Below are 17,693 nucleotides of genomic sequence, written 5' to 3'. Positions count from 1 at the left end.
CATAATTCATCACCTGAAAAATAGTTAACATCACATATGAAATTAGCCGTTGTTGGAACCGGATACGTTGGTCTTGTGACAGGCACTTGTTTTGCTGAAACAGGTAACCAGGTTACGTGCGTTGATATTGATGAGCGGAAAGTTGAGAAACTAAATAACGGAGTAGTTCCTATTTATGAACCTGGCCTTGAGACATTGTTTCATCGGAACGTAGAAGAAGGTCGGTTGTCATTTACAACAAGCCTCGAAGAAGGTATTCGTGGTGCTGAGGTAATTTTTCTGGCTTTGCCAACTCCTCCGGGCGAAGACGGCTCGGCTGATTTGAAGTATATATTGAAAGTAGCCAGCGATCTGGGGCCTATCCTGAGCCAGTACGCCGTTATTGTCGATAAGAGTACGGTTCCTGTTGGAACGGCTGAAAAAGTACATGCGCACATTGCTGATAATGCCACGGTTGATTTCGACGTAGTATCGAACCCGGAGTTTCTGCGCGAAGGTGTAGCCGTTGAAGACTTCATGAAACCCGACCGTGTGGTAATTGGAACAAAATCGGAGCGGGCTAAAAGTGTCATGAATAAACTGTATGCGCCTTTAGTACGTCAGGGTAATCCAATTATTTTCATGGATGAACGTTCGGCTGAAATGACGAAATATGCCGCCAATGCGTTTCTTGCCACGAAAATTACGTTCATGAATGAAATCGCTAACCTGTGCGAACGGGCTGGCGCCAACGTCGATGATATTCGTCGGGGCATTGGTACAGATAGCCGGATTGGGAAGCGTTTCCTTTTTGCCGGAATCGGTTATGGAGGAAGCTGTTTCCCTAAAGATGTGCAGGCTCTTGCCAAAACTGCCAAGGATTTCAATTACGATTTTAAAGTATTGAAATCGGTAATGGACGTGAATGCTAAGCAAAAGACCAAATTGTTGCCTCTCATTCTGGATCATTTTGGCGGTAATTTACAAGGTAAAACCATTGCCGTATGGGGGTTAGCTTTTAAACCATATACCGATGATATTCGGGAAGCACCAGCACTTGACAATATCAAGGCGTTGCTTGATGCGGGAGCTAAAGTGACGGTTTATGATCCTGAAGCGATGGAAAAGGTTCGGGAGCAGATTGGTAATGCGGTGACATATGCACATACTCAATATGCTGCGCTGGACGATGCCGATGCACTAGTTATTGTTACCGAATGGCCACTGTTCCGCACACCAGATTTCGAGAAAATGAACCTGTTGCTGAAGAATAAGCTTATCTTTGACGGTCGGAACGTTTACGAACTCGATCAGATGCGCGAAGTGAACTATACGTATTACAGCATCGGCCGGGAACCCGTTCTGGCACCCGTTGAACAAACAGTTAAATAAATATATAACGAAGAATGAATGGTGTACAATGAATCATCAGTAGCTGAGGTTTATTGTACACTATTTCGTATCTATTCCGTCCGATGAAACGAGTTTTAATAACCGGTGGAGCCGGCTTTCTGGGATCGCATCTTAGCGATAGATTTATCAAAGAAGGATACCATGTTATCGCCATGGATAATCTGATTACGGGCGATATCCGTAATATTGAACATCTGTTCCACCTGCCCAATTTCGAGTTTTATCACCACGACGTTTCCAAGTTTATACACGTACCCGGCCAACTGGATTATATTCTCCATTTTGCTTCGCCTGCCAGCCCGATCGATTATCTGAAAATCCCGATTCAAACACTGAAAGTGGGTTCGTTAGGTATTCACAATTGCCTGGGATTGGCTCGTGTGAAAGGGGCTCGTGTGCTGATTGCTTCGACATCGGAAGTGTACGGCGATCCAACTGTTCACCCGCAGCCTGAAGAATATTGGGGTAACGTTAACCCTGTGGGACCCCGTGGCGTGTATGACGAAGCCAAGCGTTTTCAGGAAGCTATGACCATGGCTTATCATACGTATCACGGCCTTGAAACACGTATTGTTCGGATTTTTAACACGTATGGTCCCCGGATGCGCCTGAACGACGGTCGGGTATTGCCAGCGTTTATTGGTCAGGCGCTACGTGGTGAAGATCTGACGGTTTTTGGTGATGGTAGCCAGACCCGCTCATTCTGCTACGTTGATGATCTGGTCGAAGGAATTTATCGCCTGCTTCTTAGCGATCACGCACAACCGGTCAATATTGGAAATCCGTCGGAGATTACGATTAAAGAATTTGGCGAAGAAATTATAAAACTGACCGGTACGAATCAGAAACTGGTGTTTAAAGAACTGCCTAAAGACGATCCGAAACAACGCCAGCCAGATATTACGAAAGCCAAAGCCATTTTGGGCTGGGAGCCGAAAGTGTCCAGAGAAGAAGGCTTACGGATTACGTATGAATATTTCAAAAGTCTGCCACCAGAAGAATTACACCGGGCTGCTTACCACCGTGAGTTTGGCAAAAATGACACGAAGTGATTTATTGTCTTTATAAAAAAATAATTATAATTTTACTTCAGTAACTGCTTTATTGCAGTACACCTTTAGCTGTCTAACAAAAACCTGCGAGCCACTTAGCGCGCAGGTTTTTTTGTCTTCAGCAGTTACTTTTCGCTAACTAAGCCTATCTTTAAAGCTCTCATAATCATAGGCTCGCACCAGACGGAAGCTTTCGTTTTCTTGCCAGATACCAATTGCTGGCAGATTGACACCGTTGAACGTAGTGGTTTTTACCATTGTGTAATGAATCATATCGTCGAACACGATTTTATCACCCACCTTCAGCGGCTTATCAAACGAATAATCACCCATAAAGTCGCCAGCCAGACAGGTCATACCACCTAGTCGATACGTTGGTTTGTCGGCTACAGGCTCGTGGTACGAACCCAGAATACGGGGCTTATACGGCATTTCTAACGTATCGGGCATATGTGCCGCAAACGATGTATCGAGAATCGCAACCTGAATTCCCTGGCTGTCGAGCACATCCAACACCGACGACACCAGTACGCCCGTTTGCCAGGCAATAGCTGAACCCGGTTCCAGTATCACATCAACGTTATATTTCTCCCGGAACGTAGTTAAAAGCTGAATCAGGTGGTCGGTATCATAACCTTCACGGGTCATGAGATGGCCTCCGCCAAAGTTCACCCATTTTGCCTGATGAAGCAGACTGGCGAATCGGGTTTCAAGCGCAGACAGGGTTCGTTCGAGCGTGAATGAGTCGTTTTCACAGAGCGTATGAAAATGAATACCTTCCAGTCCTTCTGGCAACGTATCAGGAAGCTTGTCGCGCGTGGCACCCAGACGTGAACCCGGAACGCAGGGGTTGTACATATCGGTTGCGACCTCAGAATACTGCGGATTAACCCGAATACCACAGGAAACTTTGCTAACAGCCCGGTCTTTAAATCGCTCCCACTGATTCCACGAATTAAAGGTCAAATGGCTGCTACGTTCCACAATTTCATCGAACTCGTCGTCGCGGTAAGCCGGTAAGTACGTATGTGCTTTCACGCCCATGTAATCATTTACCAGTTTGATTTCGTTGAGTGAACTGGCCGTTGCGCCACGCAAATATTCGCGAACAATGGGAAATGCACTGTACATCGAGAAGCCTTTCAGGGCCAGAATGATGGTGACACCGGCGGCTTGTTGAACCGAATCGATTAACCGGAGGTTGCGCCGTAGTTTAGCTTCTTCCAGCACGAAACAGGGCGATGGAATAGCGCCGAGATTTTGTTGCAAGGTCATATTCATGCCGCAAAGGTATGAAACTAATAGCCTTTACGTTTAAACGTAACAATTTGCTGATGTTTCATTCCTGATCCAGCGTAAACGCAATCGGTAAACTGTATTTAACCCGAACCGCTCGCCCTGATTGTTTGCCGGGTCGCCAGTTGGGCATTTTCTGAATAACCCGAAGGGCTTCTTCATCGCAGCCAAAACCAATTCCTTTCAATACCCGCACGTCGGTCAGACTACCGTCAGTATTGACAACAAAACTGATATAAACCCGGCCAGCGATTCCGGCTGATACTGCCGAACGAGGATATTTTAGATTTTTACCCAAAAAGGAACGTAGTGCGTCCATTCCGCCCGGAAATTCGGGTTGTTGCTCAGCCGTTATGAAAGGTGCATCGGGCTTACTTTCGATTTCAACCGCTTTTTCCTGAACGGTAGGAGCTGAGGCTTCCGGGGCAGTAATTGCTTCCACTTCGCCAGTTCCTTCGGTAGTTTCGGTGCCCGACGTAGCGTTTTCCAGTTGGTCGGTGGTTGGCGGTAAAGTTTCGTCTACTACGTCTGCTTCGGGCAAAACGACCAGCGGCAAATTACGTACGGTATTCACTGCGGGCAGTTGCTCAACGGGGGGCAACGTAACAGGTGGTTCAATAGGCTGATCGAGCTTCATAATATCAGCTTCGATCATGACTTCAGAAGCGATTTGCTGGTTAGAAGCGAAGAAACGCGCATGAAGAGTTGGTATAAGTAGAGCCAGTAAAAAGGTGCCGATTCCTAAAGCCAACGCTCGGCTGAGTGTTGATCGATATTGTTGACGTAACGCAAAAGCACCATAGGCACGGTTGCGCGCCTTAAAAATAATTTCGTCGTAAGAAAGCGAGGACGTATTGTTCGGGAACATGGCTTTTGTGATTTAGTGTATATCACACAGATGCCTGTTCGCACGCAATTCCACAGGAAGGTGGCTATAACGTATCGTGGTATTTTAGTAATGAAACAGCTCCTTCTTCGGTTTTCGGGCTGAGAGACGTTTTTTTGATAAACTCCTTCAATTCGTCTTTATGATCACCAATGGCGTCGATTAGAGCTTTATCGGAAAGCTTGATTTTGATCAGGCTTTGATCGGGTTTGAGAACGTAGTAGGAGAGTGTATTCTGAAATTCGTCATAGCGAATATCATTGGAGTACGGGCTCTTATAATCAGCCTGTTTAAATGCTTTTGAAACGCGCTTCAGCAACGACGATTTGCCCTGATACAGCACCAGAAAATAGCCTTCCTTCGCCAGTGTTTCACTCGTTTTGGCATCAGGATATCGTCTGAAAACGTAAAGCTGTCCGAAGTTATCCGTAAGTTGAAACGATTTTACCTGATTGGCATTAACAATAATTGAATCGTTGTTTACCTGTTTGCGTAATAATAGAAGCTGCTGCTTATATGCATTGTACTTTATTGGTACGTTCCGGTAATGCTGCCCCGACACCACTTCAATCTGACCAGTGTTCCACTCTGGCAGAAAATAAGGTGTGCCGCGCAACCCTTCATACCGCTGATCAATTGTGTTCACCATGGTATAAACGCCCGAACCAATAATCTGATTCGTTGAGGGGAGCGATTCTTCGCTCGTACGTTGTGTGGTTGTGCTCGAAGGTTGCGTTGATTGGGGTCTTGAATCAGAGTTTTGCCCAAGAGCATTTAGCGATATTACAAGCGTGAACAACAACGGTAGTTTTATAGACGTCTTCATGTGCGCAACGTTTTTTTTGAAGTAACGAAAAATCCCGCTACGTAATGCAGCGGGATTTTTATTTTGCTATCAGGCTGGGTATTCGTGGGGGAGTGGTATGTTTATTCGCTCCTGCACTGGTAAGCCTTGTTTATTCATTTGTTCGATAAACGGATCTGGGTCCAGTTCTTCGCAGTTCCAGACACCGGGTTTTAGCCAGATACCCTTGAGCAGCAGCATGGCACCAATCATAGCTGGCACACCCGTTGTATAACTTACAGCCTGTCCGCGTACTTCTCGATACGTTTCGGCATGGTCGCAGTTGTTCCAGATGAAATACGTCCGTTCTTCGCCATCTTTAACCCCTTTAATCTGGCAACCAATGCTGGTTTGGCCCGTATAATTTTCGCCTAGCGAATCGGGAGCCGGAAGTACTGCTTTCAGGAATTCAAGCGGGATGATGTCCATTCCCTGAAATTTAACCGAGTCGATACGTGTCATGCCTACGTTCTGAAGCACTTCGAGGTGAGTCAGATAAGCCTGGCCGAACGTCATCCAGAAACGTGCCCGTTTGAGCGTTGGGAAGTTTTTCACCAGCGACTCCAGTTCTTCGTGATACAGTACGTAGGATTCACGTGGGCCGATGCCTGGGTATTCGATAGGCTTATGAATGCTCATCGCCGGAATTTCGACCCATTCGCCATTTTCCCAATAACGGCCGGGTTGGGTGATTTCCCGAATGTTGATTTCTGGGTTGAAGTTGGTCGCAAATGCCTTTCCGTGATTACCAGCATTACAGTCAACAATATCCAGATAATCCATCCGGTCGAAGTAATGTTTGTTGGCGTAGGCGGTAAATACCTGCGTCGCACCAGGGTCGAAACCGCAACCTAACAAGGCCATAAGCCCGGCTTTTTCGAACCGTTCTTTGTAAGCCCACTGCCAGCTATATTCAAATTTTGCTACGTCTTTCGGTTCGTAATTTGCCGTATCCATGTAATGAACACCTGCTTCCAGACAAGCGTCCATAATTGGTAAGTCCTGATACGGAAGCGCTACGTTGATAACCAGTTCGGGCTTAAACGATTGAATGAGAGCCACCGTTTCGGCCACTACGTCGGCATCGACCTGCGCCGTTTGGATTGTTACGCCGTGCATTTCCTGAATCTCAGTTGCAATACGGTCGCATTTTGCTTTGGTACGGCTAGCCAGCATGATTGTTGTGAACACATCGCTGTTCATTGCGCATTTGTGCGCTACAACACTGCCAACGCCACCCGCTCCAATAATGAGCACATTCGCCATCTATTTATAAGTAATGGTTTGCGTTTTATGGCCGTAAAGATAAAGAAAGTAGCTAAGTCAATACGCCTATTGTTTGGCTTACCTTGGTAAACTTACTGTTATGAAAAAATAGTAACAGGCTTCGTAAATGTAAACAAACTATTAGTATATTTGTTAGATAGACAAAATATTACGTAATACGCTCGTTATGAAATTCATATCTTCTTCAACTTCCAGTGATTCCTTCGAATTAGCTATTTTGGGTTATGGAAAAGCGGCAACTTCCTGGCGAGACCGCAACCGGTTACAGTGTCGCTTTTCTACATTGTGGCAGCAAAAATCAGATACGCAATCGGTTCCTTTACAAACCTGGGAGGTAAAGCGATTGCTCGCCGGATTTCGTTCTCTCTGGAATCGGGCTTCCCGTCGAATTTCATTTACATTTTCTGAGCCTGGGCTAAGCGTAGAAGCTAAAGCGCTGACTGATGACAATTATCAGGTACAGATTCAACTTGGTAATTCGCTTAAACCCGACTGGCATCTTTATCCGGATTGCCCGGTTGAAATGACAATTTTGTTAGATCGAAACCAGTTGCAGAATGCAATTCAGGACTTATCGGGCCAATTAGCTACGTATCCTGAGCGGTAATTTGGTAATTTAGATGTGACTACATCAAATTTGTAAGTCTATATGTTAAAGGCTTGTTTTTAAAAGCTTGTATTGACTTGTAGACTTATACCAGAAACTATGTCCGTATTGTCGACAATTACTTAGCATTTATATCGCTATTTTGAACAAAGTCTTTTGATTAAATTGCTCTAATAGCCATATTTGTTGCTATATCGAAATAATTTGTTGATATGGTGGTATACCAAATCTCATACCGATAGTATTCCTCTTTTTTAACCAAACCTACATTCTTATGAAAGTAATTAAGCGTAGAAACCGCCAGATGACAATGGAGCGCATTCTACGAGCAATGGGTGACGTAATGGCTGAACGTGGTACTGAAAAAGCTGGTATCAATGCAGTTGCTGAGCGGGCCGACGTAAATAAAGTACTCATTTACCGTTATTTTGGTGGCTGGAACGGTCTGCTGGAAGCTTACGTACAACGTGGCTTCTTTTTGTCGATGTTTAACGACAAATTTCTGGATACCGTACCTGCTAATTTGCCTGCCGAAAACCGTAGTAAAGTATGGTCTGAATACACCATTCAGTTTATGCGGGAGTTTCGCTCCCGTAAATCTTCGCAGGAATTGATACGTTGGGAAATGGCTCACGGCGAAACTGAACTAGCCCGTCGCCTTGCCGAATTCCGTGACAACTCATACAAAAGTCTGGTGTCTAAACTGGCCCCTTATTCTGATTTCGACCCTATTGCAATTACCAGCCTGATGGTAGCTGCCGTTACGCATATTGTACTGACAAGCGCGCAACGCGACCATATTGGCGATATCAATCTGAAATCTGAAGAAGGTTGGGAACGCCTTGAAACTGCTATTCGTCGGATTTATTCGAGCCTTAATATTGCCCTCGAACGGGAAAAATCGAAAAAAGAAGAAACAACCGTTTAAGACCCAATTACATTTTAGAATCTGTTGATACGTTTGTTTCTGAACGCTTTGATCAACAGATTCTAAAAATATATAAGCATTGTCGGGTAACCTCTACTCTGGCCGAACCTGTTGGTTCATCAATGTTTCAATCTCTTCTGCTTCAACTGGAATAGTAGCCATCAGGTCTATATTTCCAGATTCTGTCAACAGTACGTTATTTTCCAGACGAATACCGAGCGATTCTTCACGAATATAAATGCCCGGCTCAACGGTAAATACCATTCCTGCTTCCATTCTCCGATACTTATTACCAACGTCATGTACATCGAGTCCTAGAAAATGGGACGTACCATGCATGAAATATTTTTTATAAAGCGGAGCGTCTGCATCTTGCTTCGCTACGTCATCGCGATCAATAAGGCCAAGGCCAATCAATTCCGATTCCATAATTTTGCCTACTTCACGATGATATTCGTCCCACAGATTACCGGGACGTAGCATCTGTTTTGCTTCATTCATGACACGTAGCACCGCATCATAAACCGCTCGTTGACGCGTTGTAAAACGACCGTTAACCGGTATCGATCGGGTCATGTCTGCATTGTAATTTGCATATTCTGCTCCAATGTCGAGAAGGATTACGTCGCCATCCTTACATTGCTGGCTGTTTTCAATGTAGTGCAATACACAAGCGTTGGCTCCTGAGGCAATAATAGGTGTATAGGCGGCCCCTCTTGATCGATTTCGCAGAAATTCGTGCATCATTTCCGCTTCGATCTCGTATTCCCAGACGCCCGGTTTTACAAAGCCAAGCAGTCGTCTGAACATCTTATCGGTAATGTCGATAGCTGTCTGAATGAGCGGAATCTCCTGCGGTTGTTTGATGGCACGTAGCTGATGCATTAACGGAGCCAACCGCTCCAGATGATGAAGCGGATATTTTTGGCGAAAAGCATCAATGTAGCGGGCATCCTGACTCTGTACTTCTACGCCCGCGCGGGTATGCTCGTTGGTATTCAGATAGACGTGTTCAGCCTCAAAAACCATCTGGATGAAAATCTGCTCGAACTGGTGTGTCCAATAGATTTGCTTTTGAGGTATACCAGTTACCTGTTCAGCTTCGGCTTTGGTTAGTTTATGACCTTCCCATATTTCTATCAGCTCGCTGGTTTCACGCAGAAAAAGCACTTCGCGAAATTTAGGGTCCGGGTGTTCAGGAAATAAAACCAGCCGTGTTTCTTCCTGATCAACGCCTGTCAAGTAAAACAAATCATTGTTCTGCCGAAACGTCATGGTACCATCGGCATTGGTGGGCATAATATCGTTGGCATTAACGACCACTAACGACTTTGGTTTCAACAGAGCGGTCAATCGCTGGCGATTCTGAACAAAAAGCTGGTTGTCAATTGGTAAGTAACGCATACCGGAGATGAAGAAGACTCGTGATTCTGATTAATTTTGCAAATATTAGCAAAAGCGATAAGAGTTTTTGCTAGTTTTCTTGTTTTAGCAAGTATCGATTCGGCATAAAGCTAAATCGGAATTGCCGACCTAAACTAACTATGACGCTACGATTAACGATTTTCCTATGCCTGCTAGGCTTTATTGGGCAGGCTCAGCCGAAATACTGGATTCTCCTTCGCGATAAAGATGCATCATCTGCTCCTGCTTTATCGCCACAAGCATTGCAACAACGTCAGCTTCGCCATATTTCGGTTGATGAAACGGATAATCCGCTTTCAGCAGCATATCTACGTCAATTAAATCAAGCGGGTATTCAGGTTGTTTGTCAGTCAAGATGGCTCAATGCAGCCTCGGCGCGGTTAACTAATGAGCAGTATGCCCGCGTGAAGGCAATGCCTTTTGTGCAGGATATTCGCGCAATCGATCCTGCCATTGTTATTACGTCTATCGATTTGCCGGGACCTCGCCAACTTGCTCCTGTAATGACACAGATTCAGGCCCCTAACTTTGCTCAGGCTGGTCTGACAGGCCGATTTGTTACGATTGGTGTTATTGATGCTGGCTTTTTTGGAGCCGATTCGGCCAATGCACTCAAACATGTTTTCGAACGTAATGGTGTAAAGCAGGTTCGCGACTATGTTAATGTGAAAAAAACGCAGCACAACCTGTTCCGAACCCTCGAAACCAATTCCGATTTTCATGGTACTGAAGTACTGGCGGCCATTGCCGGTAGCGATCCAACCGAAAATATTCAATTTGGTCTGGCTACCGACGCTACGTTCTATCTGGCACGTACTGATCAGGGAAATCGCGAATACCGGGGCGAAGAAGATAATTGGGTGGCTGCTATGGAATGGATGGACAGTCTTGGCGTTCGTCTGATTAATACATCGTTGGGATATGCCAAAGGAATGAGTAATCCGAAAGAAAATTACGAGCCTCAGCAAATGGATGGTCATACGAGCCTGATTAGTCGGGCGGCCCAGATTGCGGCTGACAAAAAGGGGATTCTGATTGTGGTTTCGGCTGGTAATGAGGGCGATGATCGTTCCTGGCGGATTATTAGTACGCCAGCCGATGCGCAGGGTGTATTGGCCATTGGCGCAACAAATGCCCGGCTCTGGAATCGAATCGGTTATAGTAGTATCGGCCCTGAGAGTCTGCCTTATTTGAAACCGAACGTAGCGTGTTTTTCTTTGTACGGTACGTCGCTTTCGGCACCTGTCATTACAGGCTATGCTGCCTGCATTATGCAAGCCAATCCGAAGCTGACCAATAAAGAAGTGATCGAGATTATTGAAAAATCTTCGCATCTATATCCTTACGGAAACAACTACGTTGGGTATGGCGTACCACAAGCATCGCGTGCTTTATCGTTGCTACGTAATCAGCCGTTAACTGCTACGTCCCGAACTGTGAAAGCGACTGGAAAAACCTTCATACTGCCGATTGAAGGCAATGAATCGGTCGTATCAGTTTTCCATAAAAAGAATGCAACGCACGTATTGCAACAGGAGTCGGCTAAAGTAAGTGATGGCAAATTGTCGCTACGTCGTTCGTCGGAAGAAAAACAGACAACGGTCGACCTCAAAAAAGAAGTAATCGAAGTTATCTGGGAATAATTTCCCGTAGCAAAGGAGCTTACAGTCTTCTTTGCTATAGTTTATTTTGTGCCAACAAATGGTAATATACTACAGATAGGCTCCTTTGGTTAGGTAGTTTGTTACGTAGTCGGTAACACCTTCTTCCAGCGTACTGAACGGCCGATCATATCCAATAGACCGGAGTTTTGCCATGTTAGCCTGCGTAAAATATTGGTATTTGTCGCGTATGTCGATGGGCGTATCGATGAATGAGATCTGAGGATCTAGACCCTGCGCGTGGAACGTATTGGTGGCTAGATCAAGGAAGGTGCGGGCTTTGCCGCTGCCCAGATTGTAGATACCGGAATTTCGCCGGTGGTGCATTAAAAAGGAACAAACCTCTATTACGTCCTTTACATAAACGAAGTCCCGCATTTGGCCGCCATCTGTATAATCAGGATTGTGCGAGCGGAATAACTTCATCTGGCCCGATTGCTTTATCTGATTGTAGGCATGGAATATCACCGAAGCCATACGACCTTTGTGGTACTCATTGGGGCCATACACATTGAAAAACTTCAAACCTGCCCAGAAAAATGGCTTGCGATCCTGTTCCAGCGCCCAGATATCGAACTCATTTTTTGAGTCGCCGTAAGGGTTCAGCGGTTTCAGTTGAGGAATGATGGATTCGTTGTCATCGTAGCCAAATTCTCCTAATCCATACGTAGCAGCCGACGACGCGTATACTAGCGGAATCTGATATTCGATACAGCGATGCCAGATTTGTTTGGAGTATTCAACGTTAAGATGCTCAAAAATCTGACGATCAAACTCAGTCGTATCGGTGCGGGCTCCGATATGAAAAATAAACTCTACTTCCTGATAATTCTGGTCGAGCCAGTCAAAAAAATCTTCCCGATCAACACGTTCCTGAATGCGTTTTCCGGCCAGATTGGCTTCTTTTTCAGGATAAGAAAAATCATCAACGGCAATGATGAAATTGAAATTTTCCTGATTAAGCTTACTAATTAAACAGCTTCCAATAAAACCGGCGGCTCCCGTAACGATTATCATAAAGTACTGGTCGTAAACGTGTTCGTGGTGATAACTTAGTTTGGTGTCAGGTCGGATGAAGTAAAATTGGCTGTAAAGATACGCCTTTTATAGGGTAGAAATGAATAGCGTATTTTAGGATTAATTTGCATTATTCTAATATGTACATTTTAGACTAAGTCGTCGTTTTTACTGGTTTCGGTTGTTTTATCACGCCAGAAGTGTTCGTACCTTTGTGGTTTCATTTACAACGTGGCGTTTCTGGCAACCGCCCCATCTAAACCAGAGAAATGGTCTATATTAACAGAATTGAGCATTTTAACGCAGCTCACCGGCTCTATAATCCAGCCTGGTCAGAAGAGCGTAACAAAGAAGTTTTTGGCCCATGCGCCAACGCAAACTGGCATGGACATAACTTTGAACTGATTGTGACGGTAAAAGGCGAACCCGACCCCGATACGGGTTTTGTGATTGATTTGAAAGTATTGGGCGACATTATCCGGCGGGAAGTGATTGAAAAAGTAGATCACAAAAACCTGAATCTCGATGTTGATTTTATGCAGGGAAAAATGGCGAGCTGCGAAATCTTTATTATGCAGATCTGGAAGATTCTCGAACGTGCTTTAGAGCCCATTACCGATGCGCATCTGCACCAGCTTCGTCTCTACGAAACCCCAAAAAACTTTGTCGATTATTATGGCGAATAAGATTGGGATGTAAGATATATGCTATAGAATGTATGATGTATTCTGTAAAAGCTGAAACTACATTATATATCCTGCATCATACATATATTCTACATCCTACTTCATATATCTTATTGAATGACTTATTATCTCATTGCTGGCGAACGTTCTGGTGATCTTCACGGAGCAAATCTGGTTCGGGCTATCCGCCAGCACGATGCATCGGCAACGTTTCGCGCGTATGGTGGTGAGCAAATGGAAGCCGCTGGTGCTACGTTGGTGAGGCATTATCGTGAAATGGCGTTCATGGGTTTTCTGGAGGTCGTAAAAAATCTGGGAACGATACGTCGAATTCTTCGCGAATGCCAGGCCGATTTGCTGGCCAACCGCCCCGACGTATTGATTCTTATCGATTATGCCGGTTTTAACTTGCGGATGGCTCGTTTTGCGAAAAAACACGGCATTCAGGTGTTTTATTACATTTCACCAAAAGTCTGGGCCTGGAACCAACGTCGGGCGTTGGGTATTAAAGCGTCGGTCGATAAGTTATTTACCATTTTACCGTTCGAAACCGAGTTTTTTGCTAAATACGATTACGCGGTTGAATACGTTGGTAATCCATTGCTCGATGCCCTTGCTGACTTCCGGCCTGATGCTACGTTTGCTCAAAAACTGAAGCTGGATAAACGACCTGTAATTGCGTTGCTTCCCGGAAGCCGCCGACAGGAAATTACGTCTATTCTGCCCACGATGCTGAGTGCAACTTGCCAGTTTCCCGATTATCAATTTGTATTGGGAACGGTGAGCAATCTGTCTGCTATGTTATATGACGGCTTTCTGGCTGATTATCCCAACGTAGTGCGGGCGGAGGATGCCGCTTACGACGTACTGCATTTGGCTACGGCCGCCCTTGTTACGTCGGGCACTGCTACGCTCGAAACCGCTTTGCTGAACGTACCGCAGGTAGTTTGTTATAAAACCACCACGATTTCGTATGCTATTGCCAAACGCCTGATTGCGGTACCGTTTATTTCGCTCGTAAACCTGATTGCTGGTCGGGAAGTCGTGAAGGAGTTAATCCAGAATGAGCTTACGCCCGACAATATTGTTCAGGAATTACGGGCCATTTTACCGGGAAACGCGCATCGGGACAGCATGTTAGCAGGTTACGAAGATGTACAGGCGAAAATTGGCGAACCGGGTGCATCGGAACGAGCTGGTAAAAAAATGGTTGAAACGCTACGTAATGTATTGGTTGCTGATCGACACTAATTAGGCTGACTGCTACGTAGTAATCAGTCAAAACTAGCCGCCAATCCGCCCGATGCCAGCAAATTTGCCTGTAATACGCTTTTGCTGGTTACGTTGATAATTCGTTGCTTCACTTTCCCCTGTCCATCATCTTCGTGAATGGTTGCCCGAAAAGTTTTACCCGCTGGTAAAAAATTCAGCGATAAAGAAACCGAACGAGCTTGGACATTGGTAATACAGCCCAGATACCAACGATCACTTTTTCGACGGGCAATCGCTACCGATTCACCGGGTTTTCCAGCAATAACTTTTGTTTCATCCCAGGTTGTCGGCAATCCTTTCCAGAACGAAAATTCGTCTTTGTTGAGCAATTGATCGGGCCGGGCGTACCAGAATACGTATTGCAACGGACTGAAATACAGTACAGGTAAAGCAAGCTGATGAGCTGACGTTGTCCGGCCTTTCCCGGGACGTATTAACTCTATATTGAAGCAGTACGTATAATCGGCAGCTCCGGCAACGTAGCGTGTAAAGGGAAGAATGGTGTTGTGTGTCGCGTCTGGAAAGCCTTCATTTCCAAGTACACCTTCCTGCGTTAATAAATTGGGAAAGGTACGACTCAGGCCCGTTGGACGGTATTCGTCGTGGATGTCGACCATAAGGTGATGCTGACCTGCTTTTCGCACCGCTTCATGAAGCCAGGTAATCCAGCGGTGTGAGCCAGTATGAACAAACCCAAATTTTACGCCCACTACGCCCCAGCGTTCATATAAGGCAAATAACGTATCGAGCTGGCGTTCGAGCGCGCGATGATTTACGTACAGAAATACGCCTTTCCCCTTCGATTTCGCGTAATGAATGGCTTCGGGCAAATCCAGATCGCCTTTGGGGTTTCGGCGGGGATCGACGGTAACGGTAGTGGCGTCTTCGCTGACCGAATATTCATAACCATACCAACCCGCATCGAAATGAATATAAGGAATCTGCTGCTCCACCGCGAAATCGACTAACGCCTTGGCTCCACTGGTCGATAAAGTTATTTCGCGCATGACCTGACCGGATTTTATCCAGCTTGTTTCGGCGAAAACCGATGGCGGATTGAGATTCGGAATCAGGTAGTTATGTTCCAGCAATTGCCCCGGTTGTTCGGCTACCAGAATAACGCGCCACGGAAGCTGATAAGGAGATGTTTCAACAACCTCGCCAAAAAGCTGACTTTTCAACCGACCTGCTACGTCGGTAGTTACGAGTCTACTGCGCGGATAATTCACTACGTTCGCTTCGGCAATGCTGATAAATAATCCCGATGGAAGCTCAACCGTGAGGGGTAATTCGGCCGAGCGACGATCTGATTTCCAGTCGGCTAGGGCAATTTTCTGATATTCCTGCTGGGCAAAAGGCGTGTGCCAGGCTTGGGCATCGGGTGGTAAGTTGAATGAGGTCAACTCATCGGCAAATTCCAGAATCTGGGTGCTGATATCTTCGGGAAACTGATACCGAAAAGCCACTCCTTCATCATAAGCGCGCGCTACAATCTGAAACGTACCTTTTCGATTCGGATTGGTCGACTGTAATGTAACGACTAACTCATTAAATACATCGGGAATACTGCTACGTTCGCCAGCTACGGGTGTCCAGCTTGTTTTCTGACTCCGTTTTTCGGTACGTAGCACCCGCAGATTTTTATACCAGTCGGAACCGCCATAGCTTATCGGATTGGTTTTCAGACCTAATCGGGATACGCTTACAACGGGTTTCTGTTGATACGAAACCTCGTAAAACGGACAGGCATTGTCGACCCCTTCGTTACGTAGCGAAAAGATAAAGGACAACTTTCCATCAGGGGATTTAATCTGAAGAGAGTCGGCGCGTTGTCCTAAAGATTGAAAACAGATTGCAGCTACGAGTATAAGCCCGTAAAGCATTTTTTGATACATGGCGAAGACGTAGGTTCAACGGCTAAAGCTGAAACCAGCCCGAAACTAACTTTCCGTATAGCTCGGACTGGTTTCTAAGTTTTTAGGCTTCACTCCATTTTACATCTTTGGGCAGCCGATTTGAAAGAGCCGCTTTGGCCGCAATTTTTCCGGCAGCTTCGCCCATTGGTACGGCATTACCCGTAACCCGATAGCTGGCATGGGCGTAAAAATCGCCACTGATGCACCGACCCGCCATCATCAGATTGTTGACATCTTTGGCGATCAGCGAACGTAGCGGAATCTGATAGGGCTTCATTTTTACACCGCTTGTGCCGTAGCCACCACCATCACTTTTAACCAGCGAATGCACATCGACGGTGAATTTTACCAGACATACGCCATCTTCAAATTGGGCACCTCGAATCAGATCTTCTTTCGTCAGGGTGTATAAGCCGTGAATGCGCCGACCTTCACGTATGCCAATCTGAGCGGCTGTTGTCACGATACGTAGATTGGCCCACATACCACCTGTTTTTCGGAGGGCATCCACAATTCGATTGACTTCGTGACGAGCATCTAACGTAGCGCGGGTTACGTCGTTTGCATCGGTAGCCGACACGCTGTACTGGTGATTGACCATGAGAGCAACCATGTCGCGACGAATGGAAAAGAAACTAGGCATGCTGTAACTGGCGTCGATACCCGCTTTTAGAATGTCGGCGTGTAATTTTCTCTTGCCACTTTCCGAAGGAGATCCCAGTTTACCGGGCCCTTTTATATATCCCGCCGATACCAGATCATCTTCGTTAAGGCCGCTGAGAATCACCATGAGCGACATGGGTTGAGTTTTGCCCGTGCCGGGTTCACCCACATCGAACTGACAACCAGCACGGGCGGCTAATTCGCCATTACCCGTTGTGTCGATAAACGTTTTCGCTTTCCAGGCTTCGCGGCCCGAAAAACTTTCGGTCATAATATGGTCGATACGGTTGGTTTTGTCTTTATAAGCCGCTGTTACCCGTGTGTGCAATCGTACCTCAACACCGGCTTCGCGACACATTTCTTCCAACGTCCACTTCATCAATTCGGCATCGTATTTGGTGGCAGTGTATTGCGCGTCCGTTGCATTAAGTCGGTCGATGAGTTCTTTCATGATGCCCGGTTTACCGTCGGAATCGATAATATTACTAAGCAGACTGGCTGTCCAGACGCCACCCAAACAGCCGTGAACTTCGATAAGCGTAGTTTTTGCCCCAGTTCGGGCTGCGCTTAACGCGGCTGCAAATCCGGCTGGCCCACCTCCACAGACAATCACATCGGTTTCTTTTACCAACAGAATGCTACGTTCCGGCTCCGTAACCGTTCCGGCTTTAGGCTTAACTGTGGTTTCATCAGGCAATAGTGGCAACGAGGGAAGCGCCGACACTGCACTGGCTTTGAGAAAGTCCCTACGTTTGAGCATG

General features: G+C 46.0%; 15 protein-coding genes. 7 read left to right on the top strand and 8 right to left on the bottom strand.

Annotation, left to right across the window (positions count from 1 at the left end; translation table 11 throughout):
- Positions 1-36 precede the first annotated feature (36 nt).
- Both ACYVD4_RS13130 and ACYVD4_RS13125 read left to right on the top strand, forming a co-directional pair.
- Positions 37-1,371, top strand: a complete 1,335-nt coding sequence (locus ACYVD4_RS13130) for a UDP-glucose dehydrogenase family protein (protein WP_460946278.1) — start codon at positions 37-39, stop codon at positions 1,369-1,371.
- Positions 1,372-1,454: 83 nt separating this feature from the next.
- Positions 1,455-2,444: a UDP-glucuronic acid decarboxylase family protein gene (locus ACYVD4_RS13125; protein WP_460946276.1), complete on the top strand. Its 990-nt coding sequence runs from the start codon at positions 1,455-1,457 to the stop codon at positions 2,442-2,444.
- A gap of 135 nt (positions 2,445-2,579) precedes the next feature.
- Here the strand turns inward: ACYVD4_RS13125 and nspC are convergent, their stop codons facing one another.
- The 4 genes from nspC to ACYVD4_RS13105 all read right to left on the bottom strand — a co-directional run bounded on the left by nspC (position 2,580) and on the right by ACYVD4_RS13105 (position 6,736).
- Positions 2,580-3,725 carry a carboxynorspermidine decarboxylase gene (gene nspC, locus ACYVD4_RS13120; protein ID WP_460946274.1) on the bottom strand — a complete coding sequence of 382 codons (1,146 nt, stop codon included), beginning with the start codon at positions 3,723-3,725 and terminating at the stop codon, positions 2,580-2,582.
- 58 nt (positions 3,726-3,783) lie between these two features.
- Positions 3,784-4,608, bottom strand: coding sequence for an energy transducer TonB (locus ACYVD4_RS13115; RefSeq protein ID WP_460946272.1), 825 nt, complete (start codon positions 4,606-4,608; stop codon positions 3,784-3,786).
- Between the two features lie 64 nt (positions 4,609-4,672).
- The gene (locus ACYVD4_RS13110; RefSeq protein ID WP_460946270.1) at positions 4,673-5,452 is read right to left on the bottom strand and encodes a hypothetical protein; all 780 of its coding nucleotides are present in this window, start codon (positions 5,450-5,452) and stop codon (positions 4,673-4,675) included.
- Between the two features lie 69 nt (positions 5,453-5,521).
- A complete protein-coding gene (locus tag ACYVD4_RS13105; RefSeq protein WP_460946268.1) occupies positions 5,522-6,736 on the bottom strand; it encodes a saccharopine dehydrogenase family protein in 1,215 nt (404 codons plus the stop codon).
- A gap of 187 nt (positions 6,737-6,923) precedes the next feature.
- On the opposite strand from ACYVD4_RS13105, the gene ACYVD4_RS13100 reads away from it, so the two are divergent.
- A complete protein-coding gene (locus tag ACYVD4_RS13100) occupies positions 6,924-7,364 on the top strand; it encodes a WapI family immunity protein (RefSeq protein WP_460946266.1) in 441 nt (146 codons plus the stop codon).
- 274 nt (positions 7,365-7,638) lie between these two features.
- Positions 7,639-8,292: a TetR/AcrR family transcriptional regulator gene (locus tag ACYVD4_RS13095; RefSeq protein WP_460946264.1), complete on the top strand. Its 654-nt coding sequence runs from the start codon at positions 7,639-7,641 to the stop codon at positions 8,290-8,292.
- Between the two features lie 93 nt (positions 8,293-8,385).
- On the opposite strand, the gene ACYVD4_RS13090 is transcribed toward ACYVD4_RS13095, so the two are convergent.
- Positions 8,386-9,696, bottom strand: coding sequence for an aminopeptidase P N-terminal domain-containing protein (locus ACYVD4_RS13090; protein ID WP_460946262.1), 1,311 nt, complete (start codon positions 9,694-9,696; stop codon positions 8,386-8,388).
- 140 nt (positions 9,697-9,836) lie between these two features.
- On the opposite strand from ACYVD4_RS13090, the gene ACYVD4_RS13085 reads away from it, so the two are divergent.
- Positions 9,837-11,360 (top strand): S8 family serine peptidase, encoded by a 1,524-nt coding sequence (locus ACYVD4_RS13085; protein ID WP_460946260.1) that lies wholly within the window; start codon positions 9,837-9,839, stop codon positions 11,358-11,360.
- A 69-nt stretch (positions 11,361-11,429) separates the two neighbouring features.
- Here ACYVD4_RS13085 and rfaD read toward each other — a convergent pair whose 3' ends face one another.
- Entirely contained in the window at positions 11,430-12,395 is a 966-nt protein-coding gene (gene rfaD, locus ACYVD4_RS13080) for an ADP-glyceromanno-heptose 6-epimerase (protein WP_460946258.1), read from the bottom strand.
- A 269-nt stretch (positions 12,396-12,664) separates the two neighbouring features.
- Here rfaD and ACYVD4_RS13075 point away from each other — a divergent pair, with 269 nt between their 5' ends.
- Positions 12,665-13,081 carry a 6-pyruvoyl trahydropterin synthase family protein gene (locus ACYVD4_RS13075; RefSeq protein WP_460946256.1) on the top strand — a complete coding sequence of 139 codons (417 nt, stop codon included), beginning with the start codon at positions 12,665-12,667 and terminating at the stop codon, positions 13,079-13,081.
- A 117-nt stretch (positions 13,082-13,198) separates the two neighbouring features.
- Positions 13,199-14,332, top strand: coding sequence for a lipid-A-disaccharide synthase (gene lpxB, locus ACYVD4_RS13070; RefSeq protein ID WP_460946254.1), 1,134 nt, complete (start codon positions 13,199-13,201; stop codon positions 14,330-14,332).
- A gap of 23 nt (positions 14,333-14,355) precedes the next feature.
- Here the strand turns inward: lpxB and ACYVD4_RS13065 are convergent, their stop codons facing one another.
- Both ACYVD4_RS13065 and ACYVD4_RS13060 read right to left on the bottom strand, forming a co-directional pair.
- Entirely contained in the window at positions 14,356-16,236 is a 1,881-nt protein-coding gene (locus tag ACYVD4_RS13065; RefSeq protein WP_460947537.1) for a glycoside hydrolase family 97 protein, read from the bottom strand.
- 94 nt (positions 16,237-16,330) lie between these two features.
- Positions 16,331-17,692, bottom strand: a complete 1,362-nt coding sequence (locus ACYVD4_RS13060) for an FAD-dependent oxidoreductase (RefSeq protein WP_460946252.1) — start codon at positions 17,690-17,692, stop codon at positions 16,331-16,333.
- Between the last annotated feature and the right edge of the window lies 1 nt (position 17,693).

It is taken from the genome of Spirosoma daeguense, from assembly GCF_054776875.1.
The sequence above is the reverse complement of the archived record's forward strand: the minus strand, read 5'-3'. Positions and strand labels throughout refer to the sequence as shown.